Below are 13,794 nucleotides of genomic sequence, written 5' to 3' on the forward strand. Positions count from 1 at the left end.
ATTGTTAAGTGGCTGTTTCCTTGCTCAATTTTTTGATCAATTTGCTGCAAGTTTGATTCATTCAGCTTTTTAGAAAAAAGCGGTATGAAGCCAAAAAAGCCGCTGCTCCATGAATTTGGTCAATCGGCCTTTTTGCCTATTTCCGGTTTTTTATATGACGTTCTAGCTTCTTTTTTAACGGATTTCCGAAAGAAGTCTCCCATCCTCAAGGAATGTGCAGGGCGTAGCCCAATGAGTAGGTGGGAGATGAATTTCGGTTGGCTTTAGCCAAAGGTTTTGATATAATCAGTCTTATATATAAAAAAGGATTGATATATCAATGAAATTGGATAGTAATAATCATTCAGTGTTCCTATTACATTATCATCTTGTATTAGTTGTAAAGTATCGCAGAGAAGTGTTCACCGATGAAATATCTGATTTTGCAAAAGATATGTTCATTGAGATCGGAAAAAAATACAACATTACTTTGACAGAGTGGAATCATGATAAGGATCATATCCACATCCTATTCAAAGCACATCCTAATTCTGAATTATCGAAGTTCATCAATACTTATAAGAGTGCAAGTTCTCGACTGATAAAGAAAAACTTTCCTCATATCCGAAAAAGACTATGGAAAGAGATGTTTTGGTCAAGAAGCTTTTGCCTGCTTACAACAGGCGGTGCACCAATAGAAGTCATAAAAAAATACATTGAAAATCAAGGTCAGAAGTGAGGTGATTTGATATGGCCAAACAAAACAAAGCCTTCAAATTTCGTTTGTATCCGAATAAAGAACAGAAAATCCAATTAGCCAAAACATTTGGTTGTGTTCGCTTTGTCTACAATAAGATGCTGGAAGAACGTAAGGAAACGTATGAGAAATTCAAAAACGATAAAGAAACGCTTAAACAACAAGCATTCCCGACACCAGCGAAATACAAAGATGAATTTCCATTCCTAAAAGAAGTGGATTCTTTAGCTTTAGCAAACGCACAGATCAATTTGCAAAATGCTTATAAGAACTTTTTTGAAGGTCGTGCGGAGTTTCCTAAATTCAAAAGCAAGAAAAATAAACAATCTTACACAACCAATATGGTCAACGGCAATATTAAGCTAGAAAATGGTCATATCAAACTACCAAAAATCAAAAAGCCAATGAAAATGAACCGACATAGAGAAATACCTGCTGATTATAAAATCAAATCTTGTACTATTTCTAAAACAAAGACAGGTAAATATTATATTTCGATTTTGACAGAATACGAGAAAGATATTCAGTCAGTAAAGATTCAAAAAGTAGTTGGCTTAGATTTTGCTATGGACGGTCTATATGTCGAGAGTGAACAGGGTGAGAAAGCCAATTACCCACGGTACTATCGACAAGCATTAGACAAACTGGCAAAAGCACAACGAATTCTTTCTCGCAGAAAAAAAGGTTCTGCACGTTGGGAAAAACAACGTTTGAAAGTAGCAAAGTTACAAGAGAAAATTGCCAATCAACGCAAGAATTTTCTTCACCATAAATCAAAAGAATTAGCATCAACCTATGACGCAGTTATCATTGAGGACTTAGACATGAAAGGAATGTCTCAAGCCCTCAATTTTGGAAAAAGTGTTCATGATAATGGCTGGGGTATGTTCACTACTTTCTTAGAATACAAGCTAAAAGAACAAGGGAAACAACTTGTAAAAATCGATAAGTGGTTCCCTTCTACTAAGAAATGTTCTTGTTGTGGCAAGGAAAAAGAAATGCCATTATCTAAACGTGTATATGAATGTTCTTGCGGTTTTGTATTAGATCGTGATCACAATTCAGCAATCAATATCAAAAATGAAGGATTACGCATATTAGCATAAAGAATAATAACTTTCGGAACGAGAGGGTAAGCTCGGTCAATTTCTTATCGTTAGATAGGATTACCCGAGAAGCCCCCACTTCAAGCGACCCGCAAGGGTGGTAAGTGGAGGGTAGTTCACAAGATTTGATAAAATAGAGGAAAGTCTCATATGATTCGTAAAAGGGGTGGGCCGTTTGGTTGGACAATGGCTTTTAGAATTGCTTTTCAGCATAGGCCGTTTTTTCTTGCATCCGCTTTTGTATTTCTTTCTCATTTTTTCCTTTTTAAATGGATATTGGCGGGTTAGAAGAGAACGAAAATCTTTTCATGTGCGCGTATATGATGTGTTTGACGATATTCGTTTTACTTATACGAAGGGAATTATCGCTGGCCTTATCCTTTCTGTTCTTTTCATGCTTCTAGGACTGTGGATTCCATTCGGAACACTCGTTTTATTGACTATTTGGCTGCTGGCTGTTAGTTTAACTTTTCAGCCGCGTTTTTTGTCATCAAGTATCTCATTGGGCGGAACGATTTTTTTAACAGCTTTATTAAATGGAGTGGCAGATCAATCTCCTTGGATCGATGAATTTTTTGTGAGCCTTGATAAAACAAACTACAGCGTCTTGTCGCTATTTTTGAGCTTTTTGCTTATTTGTGAAGGGATTCTCATCTATCGAACAGCACATTACCATACATCCCCATTTATCATAAAAAGCAAGAGAGGAATGCCGATTGGGAATCATGTAGCGAACAGAACATGGATGATTCCGTTAATGCTTTTAGTTCCAGGCGGTTCATTGGAATCTCCTTTTTCTTGGTGGCCAATTATTTCTTTAAATGGTGAACCATTTATGCTCGTGATGATTCCGTATTTTGTCGGTTTTTATCAAAGAATTCAAGGGTCTTTGCCAAAGGAAAGCATTCAAGTAACAGGTCGGCGCATTTCGATTCTTGGAATTATTTCTCTTGTTGTTGCTGCTGCTTCGTTGTGGGCTCCATTTCTGTCGTTTGTTGCCGCGGCTCTAGCATTGATAGGAAAGGGATTAATAACTGTAAAACAAAGGATGAATGATAATTCGGCCGCTTTTTATTTCTCGAAACAAGATTATGGACTGGTCGTATTAGGCACGCTTCCTCAATCCCCGGGAGAGAAAATGGGAATAAAAGCGGGAGAAGTTATAACAAAGGTGAATGGAAAAAATGTAAAAACAACGTACGAATTTTACGAAGCGCTGCAGATAAGCAGGACGCATTGTAAGTTGGAGGTACTAGGACATAACAAAGAAATCCGTTTTGTCCAACGCGCCTTATACGAAGGGGAGCATCATGAACTCGGCTTGCTCTTTGTGCAAGATGAGAAGTGGAAGTCAGAAGCCTCTTAACCGGTATGAATGGTTCATAATCAACCGGAATAGCGACATAATTTTTAGGGATAGGCCATAATTCTTCGGAATGAGTTTCATTTTTTTCCGGAACGATAAAGGTATATTTTCTCTATCACATCAAACCACTTAGTCAATGATTGGCTAAGTGGTTTTTTACGTCAAAAAATGTTATAGCTAGCAGAATTAGGCTCGAGAAATCATTGTACAAAGGAACTGACATTGTTCAATGATATTTGAAGCCTTTCAGTAAATATGTCTAATCATGAAAATAGCCGCGGCTAGAAAAACTCTATCTAAACATTGCAAGCACCTTCAATGGTTTAAAATATCATTTATCAAGTACTCTGCATCGGCGCCCACCCCTCCGATAAGAGCGGAGCCTCTCCGATATTGCCAAGGCAATCCTAAGAAGTACAATCCTTTCACAGGAGTAACCCCTCGTTGGTGAACGGGCTTTCCTCTATGATCTAAAACATTAGGAATTTGTATCCAGCTGTAATCAAAATAAAATCCGGTTGCCCAAATGACATTTTGAACTTGAATTTGACTGTTATCTGCAAAAGAGATAACATCTCCTGAAACACTCTCTGTTTTAGGCTTCATTTTTATTTTGCCTTCTTGTAGTAAATGTTTCAGCTCTCTACCGAAAATAGGATCGCTTTGTTTACTGATCAACCTGCCTAACGGGCTATTGATATGGACGTCTAATAAACCTATTTTTTGAAACCACCAGAAAATACTTTTCCCCATAATTTCAAGTGGAAGAAATCTCATTTTATGACCTACTGATAAATAAACTTCTCTGTCTTCGGACAATTCAACTGCAATTTGCGCTCCAGAATTTCCTGCACCGACTACTAAAACAGAGCCATCTTGCAATTGAGATGGATTCAAATAGGCGGATGTATGCACTTGATACACTTGATCGTATAAGCTTTCGGCAAATGGTGGAAGATAAGGCTTTTGAAAAGGCCCTGTTGCTATAACCACTTTATTTGCCATATATCTCCTATGGTTGGTTGTCACTTTAAAAATCTCATTTTCTTTTTGAAGAGAAATGACTTCTGTATTCAGATGAATAGGCAATTCGAATTTTTGAGCATAATCCTCTAAATAATCGGCTATTTCATCCTTAGTTGGATATCCGTTCGGGTCACCCTTTAAGACCATTCCTGGCAAGGAGCTAAACGATCGAGGGGTAAAAAGCACTAAAGAATCGTAACGATTTCTCCAAACATCTCCGATTCGATTTTCCTTGCCGACAATGGCAAATAATATATCGTGTTGCTTTAGATAATACCCCATCGCTAATCCTGCTTGGCCAGCACCGATTACAAGAACATCAACATTTTGTTCCATTTCAATCAACTCCGAAAAAAGCTAGACTTTCATTTTTTCATGATGGATTTGAGAGGTTTCAATTTGAATGGTTGTATGCAAAATCTTAAATTTTTCTTCAATCATGTGAATGGCAGCTTGTAACACCTTTTGACTGTCATGATGATCTTCAATTAAAATATGGCAGCTTAGTGAATCTAAACCTGATGTAATCGTCCAAATATGCAGGTCGTGAACATCCTTCACACCTTCAATACTTTTTAAGGCTTTCTTCACTTCATTTTGATCAATGGTAACGGGCGTTCCTTCCATCAAAATGTGTATGCTATGCTTCAAAACTCCCCAAGCGCCTTTTAATATTAATAAAGCAACTAAAATGGAAATAATAGGGTCTGCTATATACCAGTCAAAGAGCCACATGATGAATCCTGCAGCAATGGCTCCGACAGAGCCTAATGCATCGCCGATAACGTGAAGATAAGCGCTGCGAACATTGACATTATGTTTCACATCACCTTTTCTCATTAACACCCAGGCACTTAAAAGATTAGCAAGAAGACCAATAGACGCAATCAACATCATCGAGCCGCTTGCTACAGTCGGCGGATTGAAAAAACGCTGAACAGCTTCCCAAATGATAAATCCAGCGATAACAAACAAGGTAACTCCATTAAACAAAGCGGCTAAAATTTCAAAACGATAAAAGCCATACGTTTTATTTGGGGAGGCTGGTTTGGCCGCAAACCATATAGCAATTAGGCTAAGAGCAAGCGAACTGGCGTCACTAAGCATATGTCCAGAGTCAGAAAGAAGGGCCAGACTGTTTGTCATTAACCCCCCGAAAAACTCTAACAGCAAAATTCCAACAGTAATGAGCAATGCAATTATAAGTCCTTTTTTATTGTTTTCCCTGTTAAAGTCGTGATGGTCGTGAGAGTGGTGATGGCTGTTCATGGTCCAATGCCTCCTTACTGATGTTCAGAATGATTAATGGCTTGTTTTAATAATGAAAAAACGTGTTCGTCATTACAGGAGTAAATCAGTGTTTTTCCTTCACGGCGATACTTAATAAGTCTAAGATTTCGCAATATACTAAGCTGATGGGAAACTGCTGATTGAGACATTTCCAACACTTCGGCAATATGATTTACGCTGCACTCTTCTTGTGATAACAAATAAAGAATTTTAATTCGAGTAGGATCGGCTAACACCTTAAATATTTGCGATATATGTTCAATTGTTTCAGGTTTTAAGAAAGAATGATCTTCCGTCTTCATTCATAATTCCCTCGTTCTTTTATTATATATGAGCATATGTTCATATTTTATTATATTTTGCATTCTGTTTTTTGTCAAGTTTAGGAAATCTGTTTAACAGTACATAATGAGGAGGGAACCTTTCAGATTGGAAATACGGTCAACTAGTTCTGAGGCATTTTCAGCGGGCTTAAGAAATCTAAGAGCTCTTTAAAAGTGACATTAGCAATGAGATAAATGAAGCAGTTTTTAAAAGATGATTGCCTCAAAGTAGATTGCAGCTGGAGAGAATTTCTAAATTGATCGTATAAAGACATTTCAGGGTACTTGCGAGCAATCATTGAGAAGTCGATTCAGTTATCTTTTTGAGAAGCTGCCAAGCATGGAAATTGAGCATTTCAATATGTTTATTTTAATCATTGACTAGCAGAAGATAACCTCTCGTTCTTGAACAGCCTTGCCTAAACGTTAACTTGGTTAATTCACGCTGTCGACTAGCCTTCATACAGGAACGGGTGAAGCCGGGCATGAATAGCAGCTTCTGCCAGATCAGACAATGTCGGAAAAGGGCATACTTTGTCCGGTTTAGCCGTAAGGAATCCCTCTTATGGTAGACAGGTCTACATAAGAGGGATCATATCAAATGAAACCTGAAGGACCTTTGTGTCAGCAGATCTAATTTTACAAGAACAAGCCGCCAATGGCGCCCGTTAAGACGATGATCCATGGAGCTATCTTCCAATAAGCGAGCATACTGAATAAAATTGCAGCAAAAGCAAAATCAATCGGACGATTAATGGAGCTTATCCAGATCGGATCATAAAAAGCGGCAATTAAAATTCCGACGACAGCAGCTTGTATGCCCATTAACGCACCATTAATCTTGGAATTGCTTCGAAGCTTTCCCCAAAACGGTAATGTACCAAAAATGAGCAGAATTGCCGGAAGAAAGATGGCGCAAGTTGCAACGAATCCCCCAGCCCATCCATTCATGACCGCTCCAATATAAGAAGCAAATGTAAACAAAGGACCAGGAACTGCCTGTGCTGCTCCGTAACCTGCCAAAAATTCTTTTTCTGTCAACATTCCTGTTGGAACAAATTCCTGTTCAAGCAGCGGGAGCACTACATGTCCGCCTCCAAATACGAGAGATCCAGAGCGGTAAAAGCTGTCGAACAAGCCGATCCAGTAAGAAGAAGTCCACACTTTTAATAAAGGAAGGAAAAGGAGAAGCCCGAAAAATAACAATAAACAGCTTGCGGCAAATCGTGTTGAAATCGGCACCTGCAACGAAGTCTGGGTGTCTTCTTCTACTTTTTTATATAATAAAAATCCAATAAAAGCCGCTAGCAACATGACGACGACTTGGGAAAAAGCATGTTGCCATAATAAAGTAACGACTAGCGCGCCTAATGCGATGGCTTTTCTCCCTAGGTCAGGGGCAAGTTTTTGTGCCATTCCAATAACAGCATGGGCGACTACAACAGCAGCAACAATCTTTAAGCCGTGAATCCAGCCGGCATCAACAATATGTAACTCTTTAAGAATAAGAGCAAAGATCATCAGTGCGATTGCAGACGGAAACGTAAAGCCGATAAAGGCGCAAAGTCCGCCTAATATTCCTCCCCGCATGAGACCGATGCCGATCCCGGCTTGGCTGCTGGCAGGTCCGGGTAAAAAATGGCATAAAGCAACCAAATCTGCATAGCTCTTTTCATCCAACCATTTTCTTCTCCGAATATATTCTTCATGAAAATATCCTAAATGGGCGATTGGTCCCCCAAATGAGGTCAATCCAAGCTTTGTGGAAATGGCAAATATCTCGAACAGCGTTTTCCATTTTGATTCCTTCATGCTATCCCCCACCTTCATTATGTATTTCTTTAAAAAGCTCGTACGCTTTCGTCCGGGCTTCTTTCAGAACGGCTTTCCCTTTCTGTGTAGTTGTATAATATTTTCGTATTTTTCCTTCTACATTTTGTTCTGTTTTTTCTAACAGTCCGTCCTTTTCCATTGCGTGGAGAATCGGATAAAGAGTCCCTGCACTTATGTTGTAGCCATGACTTTTCAGTTCCTCAAGCATCCACAAGCCGAATATAGGATGTTCGCTTGCATGATGTAAAATATGAATATGTATAAAACCGAGAAAAAGCTTGCGCAACACTTTATCTTCCATTTTTACCCCCCATTTTGAGAATCGATATCGAATTTCGATAACATTAATATTGTAAGGTTATTCATATGTACATGTCAAAATTATATTTACGAAAATATTTGACAATTGAATTGTCTTTTCATAAAATGGACATATAAAATATGAACACTTATTCATATAAACACATATACTGTATACTGCAATGTGTACTCTATTTCATTGGAGGATTAGAGAATGATTCAGTATCGGGTAAAGGGATTGTCTTGTGCAAATTGCGCAAAGAATCTGGAAGAGGAAATCCAAAAGCTTGAATATGGGGAAAATGCAAAATTAAATTTTCAATCTAGCAAACTGTATGTCAATGAAGAAATTAATATTGCTAAAGTCAAAAAAATTTTAGCATCGGATGGGGCCTATATTGAGGAAGAAAATAAACATGAAGATACACATTCTTATTTATTGTGGCTCGTTTTGCTCTCGGTTTTAGCTTTTATAGCTGCTGTTGTGTTCGAAAAAACATTATCACCATCCGCCGCTGTTACAATGTATATAATTGCTACGGTGATCAGCGGATATAAAACATTTTTGAAAGGGGCCAAAAACCTCGTTCGATTGAAATTTAATATTGACACCCTTATGACAATTGCTTTGATTGGAGCTTTTGGCATTGGAGAGTGGAAGGAAGGTGCTGTTGTTGCCATTTTATTTGGAGTGAACGAATATTTAGAGGGCTTGGGAATGGAAAAGGCCCGTCGTTCTATCGAATCGCTTTTAGAAGTTGCGCCGAATGAAGCTACGATTGTTATAGATGGTCAGGAAAAGAAAGTTTCCATTCATGACATCAAGGCAGGGGATATTGTTCTTGTCAAAGCCGGTGAAAAAATTCCATCGGATGGGATAGTGGTGGAAGGGAAAAGCTCAGTTAATGAAGCGGCCATTACTGGAGAATCTCTCCCTGTTGAAAAGGAAGCAAAAGATGAAGTGTTTGGCGGAAGCATTAATAATGAAGGAATTTTGAAAGTTCGGATAACAAAGCCTTATGAAGAATCGTCTCTAGCGAAAATTTTGCATTTAGTTGAAGAAGCGCAGGAAACAAAAACGCCGACTGAGCAATTTATTAATAAGTTTGCGAAATATTATACTCCTTTGATCATGCTTATCTCTCTTGTCGTTATTTTTATTCCGCCGCTTTTCTTAGGAGTTGATTGGAGAACATCTTTATATCAAGGATTGGCAGTGTTAATTGTCGGCTGTCCATGTGCATTAGTTTTATCCTCTCCCATTGCTATCGTTTCAGGAATCACGAGAAATGCACGCAAAGGCATTCTTGTAAAAGGCGGGGTTTATTTAGAGCAATTAGGGAAAATTGGAATAATAGCTTTTGATAAAACAGGAACACTGACAAAAGGGGAGCCTTATGTAGAGAAGTTTGTAGAATATGATCCTTCTTTTTGGAGCATCATCGGATCAATTGAAAAATCCTCTACTCATCCGATCGCTAAAGCCATTATGAAAAAAATAGATGAGTTAAACGTTTCCCTTTTGGAGGCTCGCTCCGTTGTTGCAACATCAGGTGAGGGAATAAAAGCGGAGATAGACGGGAAGGAATACCGTGTCGGCAATGAAAAAACGATTCAACATCTTTCGCTCAGCGAAAATGTAAAGGAAGACATAAAGGCCTTTAAACAGGAAGGACTAACAATCGTTTTGGTTTCAGATGACAAAAACGTTCTCGGTATGGTCGGTATAGCGGATGAAATTCGACAGGAAAGCAGCCAGGTGATCCGCATGCTTCACCGAACAGGTGTGAAGAGGACTGTCATGTTGACAGGAGACCACGAAAAAACTGCTGAAAAAGTGGCGAAAAAGGTTGGTTTAAGTGAATATTTTGCAAACCTTCTGCCGGAAGAAAAGGTGGAAAAGGTAAAAGAGCTGTCTCTCTCAGGAAAAACGGCAATGATCGGAGATGGTATCAATGATGCGCCTGCGCTCGCAGCTGCTGATTTAGGCATTGCAATGGGAAAAGGAACAGACAGCGCAATTGAAACGGCTGATATCGTTTTAATGCAAGATCATTTAGGAAAGCTGCCTGAAGCTATTTCAACCGCCAAAAAGGTGAACAGAATCATCAAGTTAAACATCGGGATTGCTCTAGGTTTAAAAGCCGCTGCACTGCTGCTGACGATTCCAGGCTGGCTTACGCTTTGGATAGCCATTCTGTCTGATATGGGGGCGACTGTTTTAGTGACCCTCATTAGTTTAACGATTTTATGGGAACGAAATAAAAAACTTCTAAATGAGGCTTTCAGCTAATGGCTGATCGCCTTTTTTTCTTGCATTTTTTAATATTTCTCTTCCATAAACATATGACATTTATTATAATCTTATTAATTTGACAACCTGCCGCTAATGAAAAATTGGACATAACATTATGGACAAAATCATGGGAGGAATTGTGCATGCTTTTAGGTGCAATTGAAGCGGGCGGAACAAAATTTGTCTGTGGAATTGGAGATGAAAACGGAAATATCATCGAGCGGACTTCTTTTCCGACGACAACGCCTGATGAAGTGCTTGAACAAGTGGTCAAATTTTTTCGGGATAAAGATATTAAAGCGCTTGGAATTGGCTCATTCGGTCCGATTGATTGATTGATTTAGATCGCACAAGCGAAACATTCGGATACATAACATCTACTCCGAAGCTACAGTGGGCGAATATAAATCTTGTCGGAGCGATAAAAAAAGAATTCCCTATTCCAATTGGCTTTGATACCGACGTCAATGCAGCAGCGCTGGGGGAAATGAAATGGGGGGCTGCGAAAGGTCTGAATAGCTGCATTTATATGACGATCGGTACCGGGATCGGAGTCGGTGCCATCTCTGAAGGACATCTAGTACACGGGCTAATCCATCCGGAAATGGGGCATATGCTTGTTCGGCGCCATCCTGAAGATTCGTTTGCCGGCAATTGTCCGTATCACAAAGATTGCTTGGAAGGAATGGCATCCGGTCCAGCAATAGAAAAACGCTGGGGAAAAAAGGGGCAAGAATTAGAAAAAAATGAGAAAGTATGGGATTTGGAAGCGTACTATATTGCACAAGGAATTGCCAACCTTATACTCGTTTTATCGCCTAAAAAAATAATAATTGGCGGCGGAGTCGCCAAACAAAAGCAATTGTTCCCCCTTATACATCAAAATGTTCAAGCTTTATTAAACGGTTATGTTCGCCATGAAGTGGTGCTAGAAAACATTGCAGATTATATTGTTCCGCCCGGATTAGGGGATAATGCGGGACTTTGCGGAGCAAACGGTTTAGCATATGAGGCGTTTTTGGAGCATAATCAAAAATAAAGCATTCATAGTGAAAGAACATTGATTGCCATTATTGTTCAAAAAGCATCGGTATGTGGTTTTGCTTGAAAGCTTTTGAACGGCTTCCATATAATAAAGGTATAACCGTTTAACCGTTGATGAAAAGAGGTTTTTTTATGATCAAGCTTGTGTTTGCCGCATTCGCCCCTTTTTTGCTTGTCTTATTTTTCACAAGAGTTACATATAGTCATGTCGTTGGGACATTGTTGACGGCTGGTTTATTAATTGCCTCTTATTTTGCAGGTCATATGGATACTATTTATATCGCCATTTTGGATGTAGCCAGCTTAGCAGCTGGTTTTATCGCTGCCAGAAGCATGAAAAAGGATAAGAAAACATCTACTTAAACCTGTTCAACACGATTGACAGGTTTTTATTGTCTATGAAAATCAAACGTCAGTTCGTATTTTTGGTGATTCAGCCTGATTATATGTTAAAATAAAATATAAGTTTCTGAATTGGAGGATGTTCCATGGATCGGTTTGAATTAGTTTCAAATTACCAGCCTCAAGGAGATCAGCCGAAAGCTATCAAAGAGCTGGTGGAGGGAATCAGGCAAGGAAAAAAACATCAGACATTGTTAGGTGCAACTGGAACTGGCAAAACGTTTACGATATCCAATGTGATTAAAGAAGTGAACAAACCGACGCTGGTCATTGCCCATAATAAAACGCTTGCCGGACAGCTGTATAGCGAGTTTAAAGAATTTTTCCCGAACAATGCAGTTGAATATTTTGTCAGCTATTATGACTATTATCAGCCGGAAGCGTATGTTCCGCAAACAGATACGTATATTGAAAAAGATGCGAGCATTAATGATGAAATTGATAAATTAAGACATTCGGCCACCTCTGCATTGTTTGAACGGAAAGATGTTATTATTATCGCAAGCGTTTCTTGCATATATGGTTTAGGTTCGCCAGAAGAATATCGTGAGCTGGTCGTTAGTCTTCGCACAGGAATGGAAATCGAGCGCAATGACTTGCTGCGCCGTTTAGTGGATGTGCAGTATGAAAGAAATGATGTAGATTTTCGCAGGGGAACTTTTCGCGTGCGCGGGGATGTAGTGGAAATTTTCCCTGCTTCGCGCGATGAACATTGTATCCGCGTGGAATTTTTCGGAGATGAAATCGACCGTATCCGTGAAGTTGATGCGCTGACAGGCGAAATTATTGGAGAGCGGGAGCATGTAGCGATTTTCCCGGCATCACACTTTGTGACAAGAGAAGAAAAAATGAAAATTGCCATTGCTAATATTGAAAAGGAGCTTGAGGAACGGCTGCATGAACTGCGGGAGAATGGAAAGCTTTTGGAAGCGCAACGGCTCGAGCAACGGACAAGATATGATTTAGAAATGATGCGGGAGATGGGCTTTTGCTCCGGGATTGAAAACTACTCCCGTCATCTTACATTAAGACCGCCCGGTTCGACTCCTTATACGCTTTTAGATTATTTTGGAGATGATTTTTTGATCGTCATTGACGAGTCGCATGTGACGATTCCGCAAATCCGTGGGATGTACAACGGCGACCAGGCGAGAAAACAAGTGCTTGTCGATCATGGATTCCGTTTGCCTTCAGCACTTGACAACCGTCCGTTAAAATTTGAGGAATTTGAAAAGCATATGAAACATGTCATTTATGTTTCTGCCACCCCTGGGCCGTATGAGCTGGAGCATACGCCGGTTGTTGTTGAACAGATTATCCGCCCGACTGGACTTTTAGATCCAACCATTGACGTCCGACCTGTTGAAGGGCAAATAGACGATTTAATCGGCGAAATTCAAAAGCGGGTTAAACGGAATGAGCGGGTGCTTGTGACCACATTAACGAAAAAAATGGCGGAAGATTTAACGGATTATTTGCGGGAAATCGGGATTAAGGTGACATATCTCCATTCCGAAATTAAAACGCTCGAGCGCATTGAAATTATCCGCGACCTGCGCCTTGGCAAACATGAAGTGTTGGTCGGGATCAATTTGCTCAGGGAAGGGCTTGATATTCCGGAGGTCTCTCTCGTTGCAATTTTGGATGCAGATAAAGAAGGATTTCTTCGTTCGGAACGTTCTCTTATTCAAACAATCGGACGGGCGGCTCGGAACGCAAACGGGCATGTCATTATGTATGCTGATACAATCACAAAATCGATGGAAATCGCCATAAACGAAACAAAACGGCGTCGTGCGATTCAAGAGGAATATAACCGTCAACATGGCATTACGCCAAAAACGATTCAAAAAGATATTCGCGATGTAATTAGGGCGACATATGCAGCGGAAGAGGAAGCAGAATATAAAACGGAAAAGGCTGTGAAGCTGAACAAAATGTCGAAAAAAGATCGAGAACAACTGATAGCCCGTATGGAAAAAGAAATGAAAGAAGCTGCAAAAGCATTAGATTTCGAAAGAGCTGCTGAACTGCGCGATCTAATTTTGGAGATGAAAGCGGAAGGATGATTG

11 protein-coding genes and 1 pseudogene are annotated in these 13,794 nt (G+C 39.6%); 7 read left to right on the forward strand and 5 right to left on the reverse strand.

The window, feature by feature from the left end:
- The first annotated feature begins 319 nt into the window (after positions 1-319).
- From tnpA to NSU02_RS04015, 3 genes are all read left to right on the forward strand, one after another.
- Complete coding sequence (tnpA, locus tag NSU02_RS04005; protein WP_094245197.1) at positions 320-718, forward strand: IS200/IS605 family transposase; 399 nt, start codon at positions 320-322, stop codon at positions 716-718.
- A gap of 11 nt (positions 719-729) precedes the next feature.
- Positions 730-1,842 (forward strand): RNA-guided endonuclease TnpB family protein, encoded by a 1,113-nt coding sequence (locus tag NSU02_RS04010; protein WP_003353586.1) that lies wholly within the window; start codon positions 730-732, stop codon positions 1,840-1,842.
- A 175-nt stretch (positions 1,843-2,017) separates the two neighbouring features.
- Positions 2,018-3,208 carry a PDZ domain-containing protein gene (locus NSU02_RS04015; protein ID WP_066249828.1) on the forward strand — a complete coding sequence of 397 codons (1,191 nt, stop codon included), beginning with the start codon at positions 2,018-2,020 and terminating at the stop codon, positions 3,206-3,208.
- 315 nt (positions 3,209-3,523) lie between these two features.
- On the opposite strand, the gene NSU02_RS04020 is transcribed toward NSU02_RS04015, so the two are convergent.
- The 5 genes from NSU02_RS04020 to NSU02_RS04040 form a co-directional block, all read right to left on the reverse strand.
- The gene (locus NSU02_RS04020) at positions 3,524-4,570 is read right to left on the reverse strand and encodes an NAD(P)/FAD-dependent oxidoreductase (protein WP_339194348.1); all 1,047 of its coding nucleotides are present in this window, start codon (positions 4,568-4,570) and stop codon (positions 3,524-3,526) included.
- 21 nt (positions 4,571-4,591) lie between these two features.
- Positions 4,592-5,503 carry a cation diffusion facilitator family transporter gene (locus tag NSU02_RS04025; protein WP_339194349.1) on the reverse strand — a complete coding sequence of 304 codons (912 nt, stop codon included), beginning with the start codon at positions 5,501-5,503 and terminating at the stop codon, positions 4,592-4,594.
- Positions 5,504-5,517: 14 nt separating this feature from the next.
- Positions 5,518-5,826: a metalloregulator ArsR/SmtB family transcription factor gene (locus NSU02_RS04030; protein WP_339194350.1), complete on the reverse strand. Its 309-nt coding sequence runs from the start codon at positions 5,824-5,826 to the stop codon at positions 5,518-5,520.
- Between the two features lie 660 nt (positions 5,827-6,486).
- A complete protein-coding gene (chrA, locus tag NSU02_RS04035) occupies positions 6,487-7,659 on the reverse strand; it encodes a chromate efflux transporter (RefSeq protein WP_339194351.1) in 1,173 nt (390 codons plus the stop codon).
- A gap of 1 nt (position 7,660) precedes the next feature.
- Positions 7,661-7,981: a PadR family transcriptional regulator gene (locus NSU02_RS04040; RefSeq protein ID WP_063389188.1), complete on the reverse strand. Its 321-nt coding sequence runs from the start codon at positions 7,979-7,981 to the stop codon at positions 7,661-7,663.
- Between the two features lie 213 nt (positions 7,982-8,194).
- Here NSU02_RS04040 and NSU02_RS04045 point away from each other — a divergent pair, with 213 nt between their 5' ends.
- The 4 genes and pseudogenes from NSU02_RS04045 to uvrB all read left to right on the forward strand — a co-directional run bounded on the left by NSU02_RS04045 (position 8,195) and on the right by uvrB (position 13,791).
- A complete protein-coding gene (locus NSU02_RS04045; protein WP_327847712.1) occupies positions 8,195-10,273 on the forward strand; it encodes a heavy metal translocating P-type ATPase in 2,079 nt (692 codons plus the stop codon).
- A 146-nt stretch (positions 10,274-10,419) separates the two neighbouring features.
- Positions 10,420-11,315 (forward strand): annotated as a pseudogene (locus NSU02_RS04050) (ROK family protein).
- A gap of 137 nt (positions 11,316-11,452) precedes the next feature.
- Complete coding sequence (locus NSU02_RS04055) at positions 11,453-11,683, forward strand: DUF2198 family protein (protein WP_063389185.1); 231 nt, start codon at positions 11,453-11,455, stop codon at positions 11,681-11,683.
- Positions 11,684-11,808: 125 nt separating this feature from the next.
- Positions 11,809-13,791, forward strand: a complete 1,983-nt coding sequence (gene uvrB / locus NSU02_RS04060; protein WP_094245199.1) for an excinuclease ABC subunit UvrB — start codon at positions 11,809-11,811, stop codon at positions 13,789-13,791.
- The last annotated feature ends 3 nt before the right edge of the window (positions 13,792-13,794 follow it).

The organism is Aeribacillus sp. FSL W8-0870, assembly GCF_037963755.1.
GTDB classification, from domain to species: Bacteria; Bacillota; Bacilli; order Bacillales; family Aeribacillaceae; genus Aeribacillus; species Aeribacillus composti.

Coding starts and splice junctions, on each gene's coding strand:
- NSU02_RS04040 (WP_063389188.1), bottom strand. CDS start 7,981: ATGGAAGATAAAGTGTTGCGCAAGCTTTTTCTCGGTTTTATACATATT.
- chrA (WP_339194351.1), bottom strand. CDS start 7,659: ATGAAGGAATCAAAATGGAAAACGCTGTTCGAGATATTTGCCATTTCC.
- NSU02_RS04025 (WP_339194349.1), bottom strand. CDS start 5,503: ATGAACAGCCATCACCACTCTCACGACCATCACGACTTTAACAGGGAA.
- NSU02_RS04010 (WP_003353586.1), top strand. CDS start 730: ATGGCCAAACAAAACAAAGCCTTCAAATTTCGTTTGTATCCGAATAAA.
- uvrB (WP_094245199.1), top strand. CDS start 11,809: ATGGATCGGTTTGAATTAGTTTCAAATTACCAGCCTCAAGGAGATCAG.
- NSU02_RS04020 (WP_339194348.1), bottom strand. CDS start 4,570: ATGGAACAAAATGTTGATGTTCTTGTAATCGGTGCTGGCCAAGCAGGA.
- NSU02_RS04045 (WP_327847712.1), top strand. CDS start 8,195: ATGATTCAGTATCGGGTAAAGGGATTGTCTTGTGCAAATTGCGCAAAG.
- NSU02_RS04030 (WP_339194350.1), bottom strand. CDS start 5,826: ATGAAGACGGAAGATCATTCTTTCTTAAAACCTGAAACAATTGAACAT.
- tnpA (WP_094245197.1), top strand. CDS start 320: ATGAAATTGGATAGTAATAATCATTCAGTGTTCCTATTACATTATCAT.
- NSU02_RS04055 (WP_063389185.1), top strand. CDS start 11,453: ATGATCAAGCTTGTGTTTGCCGCATTCGCCCCTTTTTTGCTTGTCTTA.